Origin of the sequence: Lysobacter niastensis, assembly GCF_031457115.1 — a bacterium.
GTDB classification, from domain to species: Bacteria; Pseudomonadota; Gammaproteobacteria; order Xanthomonadales; family Xanthomonadaceae; genus Lysobacter_J; species Lysobacter_J niastensis_A.
In genome coordinates, this window is sequence record NZ_JAVDVY010000002.1 from 974,704 (window position 1) to 992,228 (window position 17,525).

Below are 17,525 nucleotides of genomic sequence, written 5' to 3' on the forward strand. Positions count from 1 at the left end.
TTCAATGCCCGCCGGTCAGCGGCACGAAGCGCACCGGCAGGATCTGCCGCGTGCGCACCCGTCCCTGCTCGTCCTTCTGCACCAGCAGCAGCGTCTGTGTGAAGAAGCTGCTGCCCACCGGGATCACCATGCGCCCGCCCGGCTTGAGCTGGGCCAGGAGCGGCGGTGGAATCGACGAGGCCGCCGCGGTCACCACGATGGCGTCGAACGGTGCCTGCTCCTTCCAGCCGTAATAGCCATCGCCGGTGCGCGTGGCGACGTTGCGGTACGGGCGCAGCCGTTGCGCCGCCTGCGTGGCCAGCGGCGCGATGATTTCGATGGTATGGACATCGGCGCCGAACTCGGCCAGCACCGCCGCCTGATAGCCCGAGCCGGTACCGACTTCGAGGATCTTCTGCCCAGGGCCCGGATGCGCCAGCGCTGTCATCAGCGCCACGATGTAGGGCTGCGAGATCGTCTGCCCATAGCCGATGCCCAGCGGCCGGTTCTCGTAGGCATCGGCCAGTTCCGCCTTGGGCACGTAGAGGTGTCGCGGCACGCGCCCGATCACCGCCAGCACCTCGCGATCGATCCGCGTCAGCGATCCGGTGTCCTCGCGCGCCTGCGCCTGCAGTTCGGCTACCAGCGCGCGGCGCGGCGCCGCGTACGGATCGCGCTCCTGCGCCGCGACGACGGCACAGGCCAGCATCGCCGCCCATGCGGCATGGCGCACGTACCTGGTGATGGCGGCACTCAATCGCATGGGCCGGAGTCTAGGGGCGGGCGCGTTAGCTCGCTGGCAACAACCTTTGGTTCTGCAGGGACCGCTCGCAACCCGCATCGACTGCGACGGCGAGCGGGATGCAAACTTCGGACAATCCCGGCCTCAGGTCTTCCGGACGGCCTTGGCCCGGGCCGAGCCTTTTGGCTTGTCCCGTATCGACACGATCTGGTTCTCGCGTTTGACCTCGAACAACTCCGTCGCCTCGATCAAGTCGCTGAGCTTGCGGTAGCCGTAGTTGCGAGAGTCGAACGAGGCCTGGTTGCTGATCTGGTGCCCGACCGCACCCAGGTGCGACCAGCCGTCATCGCCTGCGGCCGACTCCACCGCACTGCGCAGCATCTGCACCAGGCGCGTGTCGCCGCGCAGTTCCTTGGCCGGCGTGGGTTGCGTGACGGCGACGACCGCGCCGCTGCTGCTGGGCGGCGCCAGTGCCTCCAGGTAGGTGAACTTGGAGCAGGCGTTGGCGAACGGCTTGGGCGTCTTCTGTTCGCCGAAGCCGTATACCTTCAGGCCATCGGTCAGCAGCCGCATGACCAGAGGCGTGAAGTCGGCATCGCTGGAGACGATCGCGATGCCGTCCAGGTTGCGCGCATACAGCAGGTCCATCGCATCGATGACCATCGCCATGTCGGACGCGTTCTTGCCGCTGCTGTAGGCGAACTGCTGGATAGGCCGGATCGCGTACTCGTGCAACGTGGCCTCCCAACCCTTCAGGTGCTGGCTCTTCCAGTTGCCGTAGGCACGACGCACGTTGGCCACGCCGTAGCGCGCCACCTCGGCCAGGATCACGTCGATCTTCGCCGCGGGTGCGTTGTCGGCGTCGATTAGAAGTGCGATGCGCGTTTCGGTATTGGGCTTGGTCATGCAGGAGTCCTCGCTGCGGGCCCGCCGAGCCTAGCGCAGCCGCCGGCATTGCGACATGACGTGGCATTTCGACAAACGCGCATTTCGACAAACGCGGCATTTCAACAAACGCGATTGCGCCAATGGCTAGAATGGGACCAAACCCATCGATAGCCCCCCATGACCAGCCAGCTCGAACAGCTCCGGGCCCTCTCGGCCGTGGTCGCCGACACCGGCGACATCGAAGCCATCGCACGATTCCAGCCCCTGGATGCCACCACCAATCCCTCGCTGCTGCTCAAGGCGACTTCACTGCCGGCTTACGCACCGCTGATCGACGCGGCCATTGCCAAGGCGCGCGGCGGCGACCTGCCGAGCCGCGTGGCCGATGCCGGCGACCGGCTCGCCGTGGCCGTAGGCCGGGAAATCCTCAAGCTGATCCCGGGCCGCGTCTCCACCGAGGTCGATGCGCGCCTGAGCTTCGACACCGACGCCACGCTGGCGCAGGCGCGCAAGCTGGTGGATCTGTACGAGGCCGAGGGCATCGGCCGCGACCGCCTGCTGATCAAGATCGCCTCGACCTGGGAAGGCATCCGCGCCGCCGAGCAGCTCGAGCGCGCAGGCATCCACTGCAACCTCACCCTGCTGTTCTCCTTCGCACAGGCCGTGGCCTGCGCCGAGGCCGGCGTGTTCCTGATCTCGCCCTTCGTCGGCCGCATCCTCGACTGGTACCTGGCCAACGGCGCCGCCCGTCCGGCGACGCCACAGGACGATCCGGGCGTGCAGTCGGTCACGCGCATCTGGAACCACTACAAGCGCCACGGCTTCAATACCGTGGTGATGGGCGCGAGCTTCCGCAACACCGGGCAGGTGGTGGCACTGGCCGGCTGCGACCGGCTGACCATCTCGCCGGACCTGCTGGCCGAACTGGCGTCGCAGGAAGGCGATGTGCCGCGCGCACTGGTCGACTCGGGCCATCGCGCCGATCCCTTGCCCGTGCTCGATGAGCGCAGCTTCCGCTGGCAGCACAACGAGGATGCGATGGCGAACGACAAGCTGGCCGACGGCATCCGCCGCTTCGCCGAAGACCAGCGCAAGCTCGAGGCGCTGCTCGCCGGACGCATGCAGGGCTGAGCACGATGACGACCGCTGCCAAAACGCTGACGCCGGTTCGCCGCCTGCGCAGCATCTTCAGCGGTTCGGTCGGCAACCTGGTGGAGTGGTACGACTGGTACGCCTACTCGGCGTTCGCGATCTACTTCGCTCCGCACTTCTTTCCCGAAGGCGACACCACCGCGCAACTGCTCAATACCGCGGCGGTGTTCGCCGTCGGTTTTCTGATGCGCCCGGTCGGCGGCTGGCTGTTGGGAATCTACGCCGACCGCCACGGCCGCAAGGCCGCGCTGATGCTGTCGGTGCTGCTGATGTGCGCAGGCTCGCTGATGATCGCGCTGGCGCCGGGATACCAGAGCATCGGCCTGGCGGCGCCAGCGCTGCTGGTGTTCGCGCGGCTGCTGCAGGGGCTCAGCGTCGGCGGCGAGTACGGCACCTCGGCGACCTACCTCAGCGAGATGGCGGACTCGCGCCATCGCGGCTTCTGGTCGAGCTTCCAGTACGTGACACTGGTGATGGGCCAGTTGCTGGCGCTGGCATTGCTGGTGGTGCTGCAGCGCTGGCTGCTCAGCGAGCAGCAGTTGCAGGACTGGGGCTGGCGCATAGCCTTCGTGATCGGCGCGATGTGCGCGGTGACGGCGCTGTACCTGCGCCGCGGCATGCAGGAAACGGAGTCCTTCGCGGCGGCGCGGCGGTGCGGGAAACAACGCGGCAGCCTGCGCGTCCTGCTGCAACACCCGCGTGAGGTGTTGACCGTCATCGGCCTGACCATGGGCGGCACGCTGTCGTTCTACACCTTCACCACCTATCCGCAGAAGTTCCTGGTCAACACCGGCGGTTTCAGCAAGGCCGATGCGACGTTGATCTCGGCCGCGTCGCTGCTGGTCTTCCTGCCGCTGCAGCCGCTGGTGGGCGCGCTATCCGACCGTATCGGACGCCGCCCGATCCTGATCGCCTTCGGCGTGCTGGGCACGCTGTCGTCCTACACCATCCTCAGCGGCATTGCCGGCGCGACCAGCGTCTGGACGGCGTTCACCTGGGTGATGACGGGGCTGGTCATCGTGACCGGCTACACCTCGATCAACGCCGTTGTGAAGGCCGAGCTGTTTCCTGCGCACATCCGCGCGCTCGGTGTCGGCCTGCCCCATGCGTTGACCGTCTCGGTGTTCGGCGGCACGGCCGAGTACCTGGCGTTGTGGTTCAAGAAGATCGGCCACGAGCCGTACTTTTACTGGTACGTGACCACCTGCGTCGGCGTGTCGCTGCTGGTGTACCTGTGGATGCGCGACACGCGCCGCTATTCGCGCATCGATCGCGACGTCCTGGAGCAGGCTTTCCCTGGGAATGTGACATCGGCACCTGCGATCGCGGACTGATCGTCGAAGCCATCAGCCGATGGCGACAACGGTCGAACGCCGGGAATACCATGCGGGGTAATGGCGATCCCATCGCGCGGACGTCATTCCCATGCGAAACCAAAACAAGGAACTGTTGCGATGAGTAAATCCCTGCGCCTGTCCGAGAAGTGGTTCCGTCGTGGCCTGTGGCTGGTGTCGCTGGTATTCGCCAGCTTCCTGATCGGACTGGGCAGCACGATCGTCGGCGACCTGCCTCGGGTCGAACACCGGCTTCAGCTCGACGATTTCATCGACCGCCGGGCCGCCGAGCCGCTGCGCAGCACCATCCACGCCAGCGAAGTGGCCGAGCGCCAGGCCGCACGCGACCTCGAGCAGGCCGAGCTCGCACTGGAAGGGACCCGTCAAGCGAGCCGTGCCGCGAGGGAAACGTTCTCCAATTGGCTGGCCACTCGCCAGGTGACTGCACAAACCGACCAGGACCAGGAGCTCATCGCACGCACGCGGGACCTGGACACGCTCAAGGCCAGGGAAGATGAGGCTGAGGGCAAGGCCGCCGCGCAGCGCCAGATCGCCCTGGATGCCCGACAGAAACGAGAACAGGCGGAGCAGCGCTTGTCCGTGCTGAACCATCAGGCGCTGGTGCGCATGGAGGCGGAAAACCGCCGCGTCGAGCTGCGCGTGTTCGGCTATCGCCTTGCGCTCACGCTGCCGTTGCTGGTGGTCGCGGGCTGGCTGTTCGCAAGGAAGAGGCGGAGCACCTGGTGGCCGTTCGTCTGGGGCTTCATCTTTTTCGCGCTGTTCGCATTCTTCGTCGAGCTGGTGCCTTATCTGCCCAGCTACGGCGGCTACGTGCGCTACGTCGTGGGCATCGTGGTCACGGTGCTGGTGGGTCGTTACGCGATCCTGGCCCTCAATCGTTACCTGGAACGGCAGCGGCAGGCCGAAGCGCAACCCGACACGGTGCGACGCAGCGAACTGAGCTACGACACCGCGCTCGGACGACTGGCCAAGGGCGTGTGCCCTGGATGCGAGCGGCCGACGGAGCTGAAGAGCCCCGGAATCGACTTCTGTCCGCATTGCGGCATCAATCTTTTCCACGGTTGCGGTGCCTGCGAAACGCGCAAGAGCGCGTTTGCACGGTTCTGCCACGCCTGCGGCGGCGCCGATGTCACGACGACCGCGCAGGCGACGACATCTTCGGCATGAGGTGATGGCGATGACGACAGGCGGACCCCAACCGCACGTGATCATCGTCGGCGGCGGCTTCGGTGGTCTGTGGGCGACGCGGGCGTTGGCCGGCGACGACGTGCGCATCACGCTGATCGATCGTCGCAACCATCACCTGTTCCAGCCTCTGCTCTATCAGGTCGCCACCGCCGGCCTGTCATCTCCCGACATCGCCGCGCCGCTGCGCCACATCCTGCGGCGGCAGCGCAATGTCGAAGTGCGCTTGGGAGAGGTGACCGGCATCGACCCTCCGTCGCGCACGGTCACGCTCGCGGATGGCGGCGTGCTCGACTACGACTACCTGCTGCTGGCGAGCGGCGCGACCCATGCCTACTTCGGCCATGACGAATGGAGCGGCGATGCGCCGGGACTGAAAACGCTGGACGACGCGTTGGCGATTCGACGCCGGCTGCTGCTCGCCTTCGAGCGCGCGGAAGCCTGCGACGATCCGGAGGAACGCGCGGCGTGGCTCAGCTTCGCCATCGTCGGCGGCGGTCCGACCGGCGTGGAGTTGGCTGGCACGCTCGCGGAGATCGCGCGCCACACGCTCAAACACGAGTTCCGCCGTATCGATCCGTCGCAGGCGCGTGTGCGGCTGGTCGAGGCCGGGCCGCGCGTGCTCGCGTCCTTTCCCGAATCGCTGTCGGACAAGGCGCGCAAGCAACTGGAGCGGCTCGGCGTCGAGGTCGTCACCGGCACGGCGGTCAGCGCGATCGACGCGCACGGCTATGCCCTTGGCGACACGTTCGTGCCGGCACGCACGGTGTTGTGGGCGGCGGGCGTGGCCGCCTCCGGACTCGGCGCGCTGCTCGATGCACAGCGCGATCGTGCCGGTCGCGTGCTGGTCGCGCCCGACCTGAGCGTGCCGGGGCACCCCGAGATCTTCGTCGCCGGCGATCTGGCCAGCGTGCAGCAGGACGGAAAGCCGGTGCCTGGTGTGGCGCCGGCCGCCAAACAGATGGGATCGCACGTGGCCCACGCGATCCGCGCACGCATCGCCGGACAGGCGGCGCCGACGTTCCGTTATCGCGACTTCGGCAACCTCGCCACGATCGGCCGCATGGCCGCGGTGGTCGACCTGCACGGCTTCAAGCTGTCGGGTCTGCTCGCATGGTGGTTCTGGCTGGCCGCGCACGTGTTCTTCCTGATCGGCTTCCGCAACAGACTGCTGGTGCTGATCAACTGGGCCTGGGCGTACTGGAGCTACCAGCGCCACGCGCGGATCATCCTGGGCCAGGACAAACCGCGCACGTAGAGCGGGCCGGCCCGTGCATGGCGGTTCGGGTGAAACGCAAACGGCCCGGTTTCCCGGGCCGTTTGCATGACATCGGCTGCGAAGGGATTACGCCGCGAACAGCGCGCGCATCTTCTTCAGCGCATTGGCTTCGATCTGGCGGATGCGCTCGGCGCTGACGCCGTACTCGTCGGCCAGCTCCTGCAACGTGATCTTGCTGTCGGCATCCAGCCAGCGGCGCTTGACGATGTCGCGTGAACGCTGGTCCAGACCGGCCAGACCCTCGCGCAGCAGGCCGAGCTGGCTGCCTTCCTCGTCCGCACGCTCGTAGGCCTGCGAGGGATCCTCGCTATCGGTGCGCAGGTACGCGGCCGGCGACGGCGGGGCGTGCTCGTCGTCCTCGTCGGCGGGAGCATCGAAGCCGATGTCGCGGCCGGACAGGCGCGACTCCATCTCCAGCACTTCGCGCTCGGAGACGTTGAGGTCCTGGGCGACCAGACGCACTTCCTCGGCGTTCATCCAGCCCAGGCGGGTCTTGGACTTGCGCAGGTTGAAGAACAGCTTGCGCTGGGCCTTGGTCGTGGCGACCTTCACGATGCGCCAGTTCTTGAGGATGAACTCGTGCATCTCGGCGCGGATCCAATGCACCGCGAAGCTCACCAGGCGCACGCCCTGCTCCGGGTCGAAACGCTTCACCGCCTTCATCAGGCCGATGTTGCCTTCCTGGATCAGGTCGCCCATCTGCAGGCCGTAGCCGTTGTAGCCGCGAGCCACGTGCACGACGAAGCGCAGGTGCGAGTGCACCAGTTCGCGGGCGGCGTCGAGGTCTTCCCCATCCCGGAAGCGACGGGCCAGCGCCTGTTCGTTCTCGGCGGACAGCACCGGGATGCGGTGCACCGCGTTGACGTAGGCGTCCAGCGAGCCGAGCGCGGCCAATCCCGTGAAAGCGGGCACCGGCAAGTTGTTGGCGATGAGGGCGGTGGAGGGAGTCTGGGTCATGGCAGGCATCTTAGCAGTCGGGGTCTATGACTGCTAAAGGCCCGGGAAGTTCCGCAGTGTTTCATTGCTGGAACAACACCCCTGACCCTCGACAGCCCGCGACGAGCCGCGAAGCCTGCCAAAGCAAGCGTTAGATATGGGTCAAGGGAATGGGAAGAACCTGAATCATCGATTCAGCGCAGCGTCCCCGACGCGGCTTCAGGGGGCGGCAAACTCCCCCGGGCCGGCAGCGACCAGTCGATCGGCGCCAGTCCTCGGCGAGCGAGATATTCGTTCGTCGCCGAGAAATGACCGCAGCCCAGGAACCCGCGATGGGCCGACAACGGCGAAGGATGCGGCGCCTTGAGCACCTTGTGCCTGCGCGGGTCGATCACTTTGCCCTTGGCTTGGGCGTAGGCGCCCCACAACAGGAACACCAGGCCTTCGCGTTCGCGGTTCAGCGTGTCGACGACGTGGTCGGTGAAGCCTTCCCAGCCCTTGCCCTGGTGCGCGCCGGCGCGGCCGTCCTCGACGGTCAGCACGGCGTTGAGCAGCAGCACGCCCTGGCGCGCCCACGGCAGCAGGCAGCCGTGATCCGGTCGGGCGATGCCGAGATCGCGTTGGATCTCCTTGAAGATGTTGTCCAGCGACGGCGGCACCGCCACGCCCGGCTGCACCGAGAAACACAGCCCGTGCGCCTGGCCGGGACCGTGGTAGGGGTCCTGGCCGAGGATCACCACTTTCACGGCGTCGAACGGAGTGGCGTCGAACGACGAGAATATCTGCGGCCCGGGCGGATAGATGCGGGCACCGGCCGCGCGTCGATCGCGCAGGAAGGCCGCCAGGGACTGCATCTCCGGTCGCATCAGGTGATCGCCGACGAGGGCCTTCCACGACGGTTCGAGTCGGATGCGCTCGCCGGTATCGTTCGCGGCGGCAGCGTCGGATGGAGAAACCAGGTTCATGCGTCGAGCGTGCGTTGTTCCGGCATCCGCGACAGGCGCAGCTGGAACAGCGTCTTGGTCACCAGCAGCCTTTCTTCGATCGGCTTGAGCACCAGGTCGTTGGCGCCGGCGCGCAGCAGCGCGCTCTGGTTGTCGGCGTTGGCATCGCCGGTCATCACCAGCACGGGCAGGCGGCGCTTGCCATAGCCGAAATCGTTGCGCAGGCGCGCCAGCAGATCGTTGCCGTCCAATTTACCCTTCAGGTACACGTCGGTCAGCACCAGGTCGGTGCCGGCGTCTTCCTGGCCGCGGTGGGCTTCCAGGTGCTCGAGCGCCTCTTCGACGCCGATGAAATGCAGCACCTGCAGGCCGTGGCGTTCGAGCATGCGCTTGGTCGCCAGCGCCACGACCTTGCTGTCCTCGACATAGAGCACGCGCGCGCCGGGAATCGGCTGCGGCTGCACATAACCGCGGATGAAGGTGGCCAGCGCTTTGTGGCCCAACGCCTTGTCGAAGTAGTCGGTGACATCCTCGGTGAAGCGGCGCGACTCCAGGTGCGATTGCGCATCGCCGGAGACGACGATCACCGGCACGTAGGCCTGTCCGGACGTTTCGCGCACCGCATGGGCCAGGCCGATGCCGTCGCCATCGGGCAACACCAGCGAGGTGGTCACCAGGTCGACGGCGCCGTTGGCCAGGGCTGCGCGCGCCTCGGCAATGCTGCCGCACGGCACGATCACCGCATCGGCGACCTCGCGCGCAAGCACGTCGCCGATCAGCTTGCGCACCAGCTTGGAGCCGTCCACGACCATGATGCGGGGCGCGGCGCTTTCGAGGTGACGAAGGTCCTGGGAAGTCATGCTAGGTCGTCGTCGGCCGGGTCTGGCGCAGGTAGTGGCCGGTCACCAGGCCGGCGCCCAGCCAGCCGAGCAGGCCGGCGCCGAACACGATCGCCAGCGATTGAATCGGATCGAAGCCCTGCAGGGCAAAGCCGCTGCCGTAGCTGCCGGCCAGTTCGGCCAGCGGAGCGCGCAGCGCGACATCGGCCGCCGTCAGCAGCGCCAGCGCCAGCGCGCCGGCGACCAGCCCATAGCAGGCGCCCAGATAAAGGAACGGCCGGCGGATGAAGCCGTCGCTGGCGCCGAGCAACTGCAGGACACCGATTTCCTCGCGGCGTGCCTGGATGTCCAGGCGGACGGTATTGCCGACGACGAGCAATGCGCCCAGGCCGAGCAGGGCCGCCAGCACGAATGCCAGCCGTACGCCGAAGCGCAGCCAGCCATCCAGGCGGTTGCGCCAGCCGGCGTCGTGCTGGAGGACGTCGATTTCGGGAATGTTCCTGAGCGAGTCGGCCAGCAATGCCTCGTCGCCCTTCGGCGTCACCAGCAGCAGGCTCGGCAGTGGATTGCCGGTGCCGTCTTCGCTCGTCAGCGCGTCGATCGCCTCGCCCAGGCCGCCGCGTTCGCGCAGCTCTGCCAGACCCTGCTCGGGCGTCCGCAGTTCGACCGCGGCCACGTCGGCGCGACCGCGCAGCTCATCGGCCAGAGCGCGTGCGCGATCGACCGCCACGGAAGTCTTGAGGAACAGGCCGATCTGCCGCGACTGCTGCACGCTGCCGGTGAAGCGCTCGACATTGGCCAGACTCGCCCACAGGCCCAGCGGCAACGCGATCGCCACCGCCATCACGCCGATCGTCAGCGCGGTCGCCCACGGCTTGCCCAACATGCGGCCGAAGCTGGCCACCAGGCTATAGATGTGGTGATCGAACCACGTGCCCAGTCGCGACCGCGAAGGACTGCCCGTCGTCTGCTTGTTCACAGCGCCAGGTCCTCCGGTGCGATGTCGTCGACCAGGCGCCCCTGGTTCAGCACCAGCACGCGCTTCTTCATGCGCTTGACCAGCGCCAGGTCGTGGCTGGCGACCAGCACGCTGGTGCCGCGCTCGGGCAACGACTGGAACAGCGACATGATTTCGGCCGACAGGGTCGGGTCGAGATTGCCCGTGGGTTCGTCGGCCACCAACAGGCGCGGCTCGCCGACGATCGCGCGAGCGATGCCGACGCGCTGCTGCTCGCCTGCCGACAACTGCGACGGCAACGCGTTGGCGCGAGCACCCAGGCCCACCTTGTCGAGCACGCTGCGCACGCGCTTGCCGATCTCGCCGCGGCGCTCGCCGCGCAGGATCAGCGGCATCGCGACGTTGTCTGCGACGCTGCGATCGGCCAGCAATCTGTGGTCCTGGAATACGACACCGACTTCGCGCCGGTGCAGCGCGACGCGCCCGCCGCGCACCTTGAGCAGGTTCTTTTCGCCGAACAGCACCGCGCCGCGGCTGGGGCGCTCGGACAGATGGATCAGCTTGAGCAGCGTGCTCTTGCCAGCGCCGGAATGGCCGGTGACGAACAACATCTCGCCCGGCGCCACCGCAAAACTGACCTCGTTCAGCGCTTCATGGCCGTTGCCGTACCGCTTGCTGACGTTGTCGAAGCGCAGAACGCTCATCGCTCACCGGTGCCCTCACCCTGTTCCCCAGTATCGGCGGCGACGACAAGGATGGCTAGGACCTGCCGCGCATTCCTGGATGCTTCGCGCAGCCCTGTCTGCCGAACGGACAGCGTCGGCCTTTGCGTTTCAATCACTTGAAGCCGCAGCATCCGACGACCGGTCATCGCACCGATGACGCCACCGCGTGGTCCGGTGTCGTCATGCCCCCGGTGTCAGGATCGCCACGCCGCGAAACCGGCCTGTCGATCCGTCCGCTGAACGCAACCAACGCTCCCCGCCCAAGGCTGCTGCGGCGCCGGTCGTCATCCCAGCGATAGCCGGGATCCATTTTTTCGTTGCTTCGGCTGCCTTCTTTACCGGGCTCCGCGATCCGGACGCCTCCACGCCCGGGCGGCTAGACAGCCCGGGCGCTTGAAGGCTATCGCCACGCTCAGTGCTGGGAGCGCGGGGCCCGCGTGATCAGCGACTTGAGCTTGCGGCCGAGGCGATGCAGCAGGCCGGCCTGTTCGCCCTGTGCGGCAGCGTGTGCTGCAGGCTTCTGAGCCGGCACCTGCGATGCCTTGCCCTGCGCGGCGATGGCGGGAGCGGCGGCTTCGCCGTTGCCGTTGCCGTTGCCATCGATGCGACGGCCGCCACGACGGCGACGGCGCTTGCGCGGCGCGCGCTCGGTGTCGGCAACGACGGCCGGTGCGGCATCAGGCGCGGAAGCGGCAGTCGGCGGCGCGGATGCGGCGGTCGGCGTCTCGGAAACGGCCGTCTCCGGACGCGGCTTGCGCTCGCGCGGCGGACGCGGGGTGCCATCGCGCGGGCCACGCTCGCCGCTGCGTCCTTCGGGGCGACGCTCGCCGCTGGCACGACGGGCACCGCCACCGGCACCACCGGCACGACGGCCACCGCCACGACGCTCCTCGTCGGCGGCACGCTGCTCGCGCGCCTCCTTGAAGATCGCGCCGATGCTTTCCTGCTCGCCCTCGGTGCCTTCCGGCAGTTCGCGCGGGGTACGCGGGAGGGCCACCAGCAGGTCGGCCTCGACCGTCGCCACCGGCAGCTTCTGCTCGATGTAGCTCTCGATGTCAGGCAGCGACATCGCGTAGCGCTCGCAGGCGAAGCTGATCGCGTCGCCTTCGGCGCCCAGGCGCGCGGTGCGCCCGATGCGGTGGACGTAGTCCTCGGCATCGAACGGCAGGTCGTAGTTGTAGACGTGCGAGACGCCGTCGATGTGCAGGCCGCGCGCGGCCACGTCGGTCGCGACCAGGATCTCGAGCTGGCCCTTCTGGAACTTGGCCAGCAGGGTTTCGCGCTTCTTCTGCGGCACGTCGCCGGACAGCACGCCGACGCGGTAGCCGCCCCTCTCCAGCGAGCGTGCGACGCGCTCGACGAACACCTTGGTGTTGACGAACACCATCGTGCGCGCGCCCTCGCTGCGCGACAGCAGGCCCAGCAGCAGCGGGATCTTCTCGTCGTCGGCCGGGAAATAGACCTTCTGGCGCACCTTGGCCGCCGTGATGAACTCGGTCTCGACGACGACCTTTTCCGGCTCGTTCATGTGCTCGTAGGCCAACTCCAGCACCCGGTGGCTCAGCGTGGCCGAGAACAACAGGGTCTGGCGCTCGGTGCGGATCGGCATGCGCCGAAGCAGGAAGCGGATGTCCTTGATGAAGCCCAGGTCGAACATGCGGTCGGCTTCGTCCAGCACGCACATCTCGCAGGCGTGCAGCGAAACGACCTTGTGCTGCTTGACGTAGTCGATCAGGCGGCCGGGCGTGGCGATGATGACGTCGGCGCCTTCCTGCAGCAGGGCGCGCTGCTTGTCGTAGTCGACGCCGCCGTAAACCAGGGCGAACTTCAGGCCCAGCTCGGAGCCGAACTTGACCGCATCCTTGTGGATCTGGATCGCCAGTTCGCGGGTCGGGGCGAGGATCAGCGCGCGCGGATCTTCCGGCTTGCGTTCAGCCAGGGCCGGGCGGGTCAGCAGGCGGTTCATCACCGTGACCAGGAACGCCAGCGTCTTGCCGGTGCCGGTCTGGGCCTGGCCGGCGACGTCGCGGCCGGTCAATGCGATCGGCAGGGTCAGCGCCTGGATCGGCGTGCAGCGCGTGAACCCGGCGGCCTCCAGGCCGGCCAGCAGGCTCGGGTGCAGGTCGAAGGACGAGAAGGAAATATCGGTTAAGGGCTTGTCGCTCATTAGTTCTGGAGTATCCGCGCGCGCCGTGCGGTTTTCAGCATGCAGCTTTGCATCGGTGCGCTTGCGTGGGTGGCAGTCCGCATCGCAGACTGCCGGGGCCGGTTCGCCCGCGGCTGAAATTGGGGCGAGTCGGCTCGGATTGCGCGTCGCCGGCAGGCCTTGAAGCCGCCGCGAAACGCCCCAGTTTACCGTAACGCCCGGCCCGGCAGCGTCGAGCCGGGCGCGCCCCTACCGGTTTCGGCCCCCAGGCCGGCCCGGACCTGAACCAATTCGCAGGAGATCCCCGTGAGCGAGAAAATTTTGCACGTCGGCGATGCCGACTTCGACGCCGCCGTCCTGAACTCGTCCGAACCCGTGCTGGTCGATTTCTGGGCCGAATGGTGCGGTCCGTGCAAGATGATCGCCCCGGCCCTGGACGAGCTGGCCGAGGCCTACGACGGCAAGGTCAAGATCGCCAAGGTCAACGTGGACCACAACCGCAACACGGCGATGAAGTACCACGTCCGCTCGATCCCGATGCTGCTGCTGTTCAAGAACGGCCAGGTCCAGGCCACCCAGATCGGCGCGGTCGGCAAGGCCCAGCTGAGCCAGATGATCGACAAGGCGCTCTGACGCGCCTGCCGCCTCCGCCCCCATTGCCGGGCGGAGGCCGCCGGGCCTAGCTCCGGCCATATGAACGACCTGCGCGCGCAGCGCTTGCCGCGGCGCGATGGCAGTGCTAGTTTCGTCTCACCCGGCGCTGTTCTGACGCCGCACCCCTTCTCGATAACCACGTCCCTGACGTCCCGCTCGCCGTCTGCGAGCGCTCGCCGCCTAGCGAGGATTCCCTGCTTGTCCGATAACACCCCCGACACTGGCGACACCGCCGAAAAGCGCGTGCGCAAGACGCGTGTCAGCAAGGCGGCCGCCGAAAGCGCCGCATCCACTTCTTCCGAGTCCAGCGCGCCGAGCCCGAAGGCCGTCGCTCCGGCTCCGGCTGCTCCGCCTCCGGCTGCACCGGCGCCCTCGGCTCCGGCCGAACCCCGCGCCGAGGCTCCTCGCGCCGAAGGCCAAGCCTCCGGCGGCGAAGGTGGCGGCAACCCGCCACGTGAACAGCGCGATTTCGAAGGCGGCCGCGGCGGCAACCGTCGCGATCGCTTCCGCAACCGACGCGACCGCAACCGCGAGCGTTTCGGCGGTGGCGGCATGCAGGACGAAGGCGGCAACGGCGAGAATTTCGTGCCGCGCCCGCACCCGCAGGTGCCGGAAGGCTTCCCGCAGTACTCGCTTGGCGACCTCAAGCGCATGCCGGCGCCGAAGCTGCTCGACATCGCCGACCAGCTGCAGATCCAGGAAGGCGTTGCCCGCGCCCGCAAGCAGGACGTCATCTTCGCCCTGCTCAAGGTCCTGACCCGCCATGGCGAAGGCGTCGCCGCCGACGGCGTGCTGGAAATCCTGCCCGACGGCTTCGGCTTCCTGCGCGCGGCGGAGGCCAGCTACCTGGCCGGCCCGGACGACACCTACATCTCGCCCAGCCAGATCCGCCGCTTCAACCTGCGCACCGGTGACCACCTGTCGGGCCGCATCCGCTTCCCGAAGGACGGCGAGCGCTACTTCGCCCTGTCCGTGGTCGACAGCATCAACGGCGAGCCGCTGGAAGCGTCGAAGAACAAGGTCCTGTTCGAGAACCTCACCCCGCTGTTCCCGCGTCGCAAGTTCCGCCTCGAGCGCGGCGACGGTTCGACCGAAGACATCACCGGCCGCATCCTCGACCTGATGGCGCCGCAGGGCAAAGGCCAGCGCGCGCTGATCGTCTCGCCGCCCAAGGCGGGCAAGACGATGATGATGCAGCAGGTCGCCACCGCGATCACGCACAACCATCCCGACGTGCACCTGATCGTTCTGCTGGTCGACGAGCGCCCGGAAGAAGTGACCGAAATGCAGCGCACCGTGCGCGGCGAAGTGGTCTCCTCGACCTTCGATGAACCGGCCGCGCGCCACGTCCAGGTCGCCGAGATGGTGATCGAGCGTGCCAAGCGCCTGGTCGAACACAAGAAGGACGTGGTGATCCTGCTCGACTCGATCACCCGCCTGGCCCGCGCCTACAACAACGTCGTGCCGAGTTCGGGCAAGGTCCTGTCGGGCGGCGTCGACGCCAACGCGCTGCACCGCCCGAAGCGCTTCTTCGGCGCCGCGCGCAATGTCGAAGAAGGCGGCTCGCTGACGATCATCGCCACCGCGCTGATCGACACCGGCAGCAAGATGGACGAGGTGATCTACGAAGAGTTCAAGGGCACCGGCAACTCGGAAGTCCATCTGAACCGCCGTATTGCCGAAAAGCGTGTCTACCCGGCCATCGACATCAACCGCTCCGGCACCCGCCGCGAGGACCTGCTGATCGAGCCGGAACTGCTGCAGAAGATCTGGATCCTGCGCAAGCTGCTGCACGGCATGGACGAGATCGGCGCGATGGAGTTCCTGCTGGACAAGATGAAGACCTCCAAGTCCAACGACGAGTTCTTCAGTTCGATGAAGCGCTAAAACGCGATCGCTGTTTCAGCATCACCGCATCAAAAGAAGCGCCCCGCAATGCGGGGCGTTTTTTTTGCATGCCGGCTGCTCAGCTTTCCGGCAACCGCTTGAAGGGACTGTCCACGGCCACCGGTGGTGATGCTTCGAAGCCCTCTGCCTGCCTGCATGCCCGGGATTCCCTGGCCATCCGCGCCATGGCATCCGTGAAATCCCGCTTCGTGGCGCGTCGTTGCCACATGATGTCGAAATCCTCTTCCATCACCGTGGAAACCGCCACGCCGTCCACCAGTTCCGGCTTGTAGCGGGTCTCGGCGACCCACTTGCGCTGCTGGCGCAGCCAGACGTCGCCGTACTGCTTCTGCAATTTCGGATCGTCGAGCGTGGCGGATTCAACGGTGGCATGCCCGTCCGCTCCGATCCGGTAACGCCGCTTGCCCTCCAGCCCTCCGATGCCCTTGCGGATCAGTTCGGGCATTGGCAGCACCGGGGGCGCTGGCGATCGTGGGCGAGTGATGCCCGGGCCATTGCCTAGGTAATCCACCGCCACGCGCAGATCCTCGCCTTCGGGCAGCAGGCAAACGTGCATGCGTGCGTAAGTCCGGCCTCCGACCGCCCGACCATCGCGGAGCACCGGCTGGAAGCGCCATTGTCTGGCGACTTCAGCAGCGCGCTCGCGCAGCGGCAGCGGCAGCTTGCTGTCGCCTATCTCGATTGAACTGACATTGCCGGCGGCGTCGACGTCGATCATCGCCTCTGTGAGAACCAGAACCGGCTGCTCATTGTTCGCGGCTTTCACGGCGCCCATGCCCACCAGGCACGAGATAGACGCCGCAACCATTGCGTTGACACTGCCTGATTTCATCATCCTTCCCTATGCAGGAGTTGTCCGGATGCAGGAGTTGTCCGGACCTGCCCACAGTTCATTACCAGCATCGATGCCGGGCGGCACTTGAAGTCGATTCGACGAACCACCAACCAGCACTGCATCACGTCCCATCCAACGGCGTCAGCAGCTTCGGCCCCGCGCCAATGGGATGCATCCCGCCACCCGCCACCGCATCGGCCCCCAGCGATGCATCCATGGCGCCCATCCACGGCGTGCTTTGCCGCGGCCCGGGTATGTAAGCCTCCCACTGCCCGTACGACGCGGGCTTTTCATCGTTCAGGTAGAAATCGACCGGAACGCGCGCCAGCCAGAACGGCTTATCGACCTCCTCGCCCTGCGTCGGCGGATTGAACGTCCATTTGCGCGCGCCCAGCACCGCCGCCTTGGCCAGCGAGTTGCGCCACCTCGTCATGCCGGCTTCGCTGTCGACAACCTTGAGATTCACCTGCTCGGCGATCGCATCCTCGACCCGACCATCGCGCCCGATCCGCACCACCACATAGACCGTGCCGCGAACGCCACTCATCGCGGCGACCTGCGGATAGCTCGGCGGCTTCAATTCCTTGCTGCTGACGAACTCGCCGGGCGCGCCGTCCTCGCCAAAGCTGGCACTGGCGAGTCGAACCTCATAGCGGCCATCGCCCTGGGATTTGGCGACGATTCGCACGCTCATCCTGGTTCGCGCCCGGACCGCCTTGCCGTCGATGACGATCGGCTGGAATTTCCAGGCGGAAACGGCCTTGGCCATCCACCCCGTCGCGGCTGGCGGCAACTTCTCTGCCTGATCGACCTGGTAACTGCCGACATGCCCGTCGGGCTCGATGACGATTGCCCCGGTGACCAGCATGCTCGCCTCGGTCTGCTTGCGCACCGCGCCCGGGCCGCCCGCCAGCGCCAGGCCGGCGCATGCGGTGAGCGCCATTCCAATCCAAACCTTCGCCCCCATATCCACTTTCCTTGTCGGTCGAGTCCGCGCATC

General features: G+C 67.2%; 16 protein-coding genes. 6 read left to right on the forward strand and 10 right to left on the reverse strand.

The features are described 5' to 3' along the window. Position 1: 1 nt before the first annotated feature. Complete coding sequence (locus J2X06_RS13760) at positions 2-742, reverse strand: protein-L-isoaspartate(D-aspartate) O-methyltransferase (RefSeq protein ID WP_310063305.1); 741 nt, start codon at positions 740-742, stop codon at positions 2-4. 123 nt (positions 743-865) lie between these two features. Continuing rightward, on the reverse strand, positions 866-1,627 hold the full coding sequence (locus J2X06_RS13765; RefSeq protein WP_310063307.1) for an NYN domain-containing protein: 762 nt from the start codon (positions 1,625-1,627) through the stop codon (positions 866-868). Between the two features lie 159 nt (positions 1,628-1,786). Between J2X06_RS13765 and tal the strand changes: the two genes are divergently transcribed. From tal to J2X06_RS13785, 4 genes are all read left to right on the forward strand, one after another. Beyond that, on the forward strand, positions 1,787-2,740 hold the full coding sequence (gene tal / locus J2X06_RS13770) for a transaldolase (protein ID WP_310063309.1): 954 nt from the start codon (positions 1,787-1,789) through the stop codon (positions 2,738-2,740). A gap of 5 nt (positions 2,741-2,745) precedes the next feature. Beyond that, positions 2,746-4,095, forward strand: a complete 1,350-nt coding sequence (locus J2X06_RS13775; protein WP_310063311.1) for an MFS transporter — start codon at positions 2,746-2,748, stop codon at positions 4,093-4,095. A 120-nt stretch (positions 4,096-4,215) separates the two neighbouring features. Further along, a complete protein-coding gene (locus tag J2X06_RS13780) occupies positions 4,216-5,283 on the forward strand; it encodes a hypothetical protein (protein WP_310063313.1) in 1,068 nt (355 codons plus the stop codon). 10 nt (positions 5,284-5,293) lie between these two features. Continuing rightward, positions 5,294-6,559: an NAD(P)/FAD-dependent oxidoreductase gene (locus J2X06_RS13785; protein ID WP_310063315.1), complete on the forward strand. Its 1,266-nt coding sequence runs from the start codon at positions 5,294-5,296 to the stop codon at positions 6,557-6,559. Between the two features lie 87 nt (positions 6,560-6,646). Here J2X06_RS13785 and rpoH read toward each other — a convergent pair whose 3' ends face one another. The 6 genes from rpoH to rhlB all read right to left on the reverse strand — a co-directional run bounded on the left by rpoH (position 6,647) and on the right by rhlB (position 13,149). Next, complete coding sequence (gene rpoH, locus J2X06_RS13790; protein ID WP_310063317.1) at positions 6,647-7,537, reverse strand: RNA polymerase sigma factor RpoH; 891 nt, start codon at positions 7,535-7,537, stop codon at positions 6,647-6,649. A 173-nt stretch (positions 7,538-7,710) separates the two neighbouring features. Then, positions 7,711-8,481, reverse strand: a complete 771-nt coding sequence (gene ung / locus J2X06_RS13795; RefSeq protein ID WP_310063319.1) for a uracil-DNA glycosylase — start codon at positions 8,479-8,481, stop codon at positions 7,711-7,713. Next, positions 8,478-9,320 (reverse strand): response regulator, encoded by an 843-nt coding sequence (locus J2X06_RS13800; protein ID WP_310063321.1) that lies wholly within the window; start codon positions 9,318-9,320, stop codon positions 8,478-8,480. The genes ung and J2X06_RS13800 overlap by 4 nt, the downstream gene beginning before the upstream one ends. Position 9,321: 1 nt before the next feature. Further along, on the reverse strand, positions 9,322-10,278 hold the full coding sequence (gene ftsX, locus J2X06_RS13805; protein WP_310063323.1) for a permease-like cell division protein FtsX: 957 nt from the start codon (positions 10,276-10,278) through the stop codon (positions 9,322-9,324). Then, positions 10,275-10,961 carry a cell division ATP-binding protein FtsE gene (gene ftsE / locus J2X06_RS13810; protein WP_310063325.1) on the reverse strand — a complete coding sequence of 229 codons (687 nt, stop codon included), beginning with the start codon at positions 10,959-10,961 and terminating at the stop codon, positions 10,275-10,277. Before ftsE ends, ftsX begins: the two co-directional genes overlap by 4 nt. A 433-nt stretch (positions 10,962-11,394) precedes the next feature. Beyond that, positions 11,395-13,149 carry an ATP-dependent RNA helicase RhlB gene (rhlB, locus tag J2X06_RS13815; RefSeq protein ID WP_310063327.1) on the reverse strand — a complete coding sequence of 585 codons (1,755 nt, stop codon included), beginning with the start codon at positions 13,147-13,149 and terminating at the stop codon, positions 11,395-11,397. Positions 13,150-13,434: 285 nt separating this feature from the next. On the opposite strand from rhlB, the gene trxA reads away from it, so the two are divergent. Next, the gene (gene trxA, locus J2X06_RS13820) at positions 13,435-13,761 is read left to right on the forward strand and encodes a thioredoxin TrxA (protein ID WP_310063329.1); all 327 of its coding nucleotides are present in this window, start codon (positions 13,435-13,437) and stop codon (positions 13,759-13,761) included. Between the two features lie 219 nt (positions 13,762-13,980). Then, complete coding sequence (rho, locus tag J2X06_RS13825) at positions 13,981-15,669, forward strand: transcription termination factor Rho (RefSeq protein WP_310063330.1); 1,689 nt, start codon at positions 13,981-13,983, stop codon at positions 15,667-15,669. Positions 15,670-15,748: 79 nt separating this feature from the next. Here rho and J2X06_RS13830 read toward each other — a convergent pair whose 3' ends face one another. Both J2X06_RS13830 and J2X06_RS13835 read right to left on the reverse strand, forming a co-directional pair. Beyond that, complete coding sequence (locus J2X06_RS13830) at positions 15,749-16,522, reverse strand: energy transducer TonB (RefSeq protein WP_310063332.1); 774 nt, start codon at positions 16,520-16,522, stop codon at positions 15,749-15,751. 124 nt (positions 16,523-16,646) lie between these two features. Continuing rightward, a complete protein-coding gene (locus tag J2X06_RS13835) occupies positions 16,647-17,417 on the reverse strand; it encodes an energy transducer TonB (RefSeq protein ID WP_310063334.1) in 771 nt (256 codons plus the stop codon). Between the last annotated feature and the right edge of the window lie 108 nt (positions 17,418-17,525).

What these genes read in the sequence shown, in the direction of transcription:
- J2X06_RS13760 (WP_310063305.1), bottom strand. Translation starts at nt 742, where the DNA reads ATGCGATTGAGTGCCGCCATCACCAGGTACGTGCGCCATGCCGCATGG.
- J2X06_RS13765 (WP_310063307.1), bottom strand. Translation starts at nt 1,627, where the DNA reads ATGACCAAGCCCAATACCGAAACGCGCATCGCACTTCTAATCGACGCC.
- tal (WP_310063309.1), top strand. Translation starts at nt 1,787, where the DNA reads ATGACCAGCCAGCTCGAACAGCTCCGGGCCCTCTCGGCCGTGGTCGCC.
- J2X06_RS13775 (WP_310063311.1), top strand. Translation starts at nt 2,746, where the DNA reads ATGACGACCGCTGCCAAAACGCTGACGCCGGTTCGCCGCCTGCGCAGC.
- J2X06_RS13780 (WP_310063313.1), top strand. Translation starts at nt 4,216, where the DNA reads ATGAGTAAATCCCTGCGCCTGTCCGAGAAGTGGTTCCGTCGTGGCCTG.
- J2X06_RS13785 (WP_310063315.1), top strand. Translation starts at nt 5,294, where the DNA reads ATGACGACAGGCGGACCCCAACCGCACGTGATCATCGTCGGCGGCGGC.
- rpoH (WP_310063317.1), bottom strand. Translation starts at nt 7,537, where the DNA reads ATGACCCAGACTCCCTCCACCGCCCTCATCGCCAACAACTTGCCGGTG.
- ung (WP_310063319.1), bottom strand. Translation starts at nt 8,481, where the DNA reads ATGAACCTGGTTTCTCCATCCGACGCTGCCGCCGCGAACGATACCGGC.
- J2X06_RS13800 (WP_310063321.1), bottom strand. Translation starts at nt 9,320, where the DNA reads ATGACTTCCCAGGACCTTCGTCACCTCGAAAGCGCCGCGCCCCGCATC.
- ftsE (WP_310063325.1), bottom strand. Translation starts at nt 10,961, where the DNA reads ATGAGCGTTCTGCGCTTCGACAACGTCAGCAAGCGGTACGGCAACGGC.
- rhlB (WP_310063327.1), bottom strand. Translation starts at nt 13,149, where the DNA reads ATGAGCGACAAGCCCTTAACCGATATTTCCTTCTCGTCCTTCGACCTG.
- J2X06_RS13830 (WP_310063332.1), bottom strand. Translation starts at nt 16,522, where the DNA reads ATGAAATCAGGCAGTGTCAACGCAATGGTTGCGGCGTCTATCTCGTGC.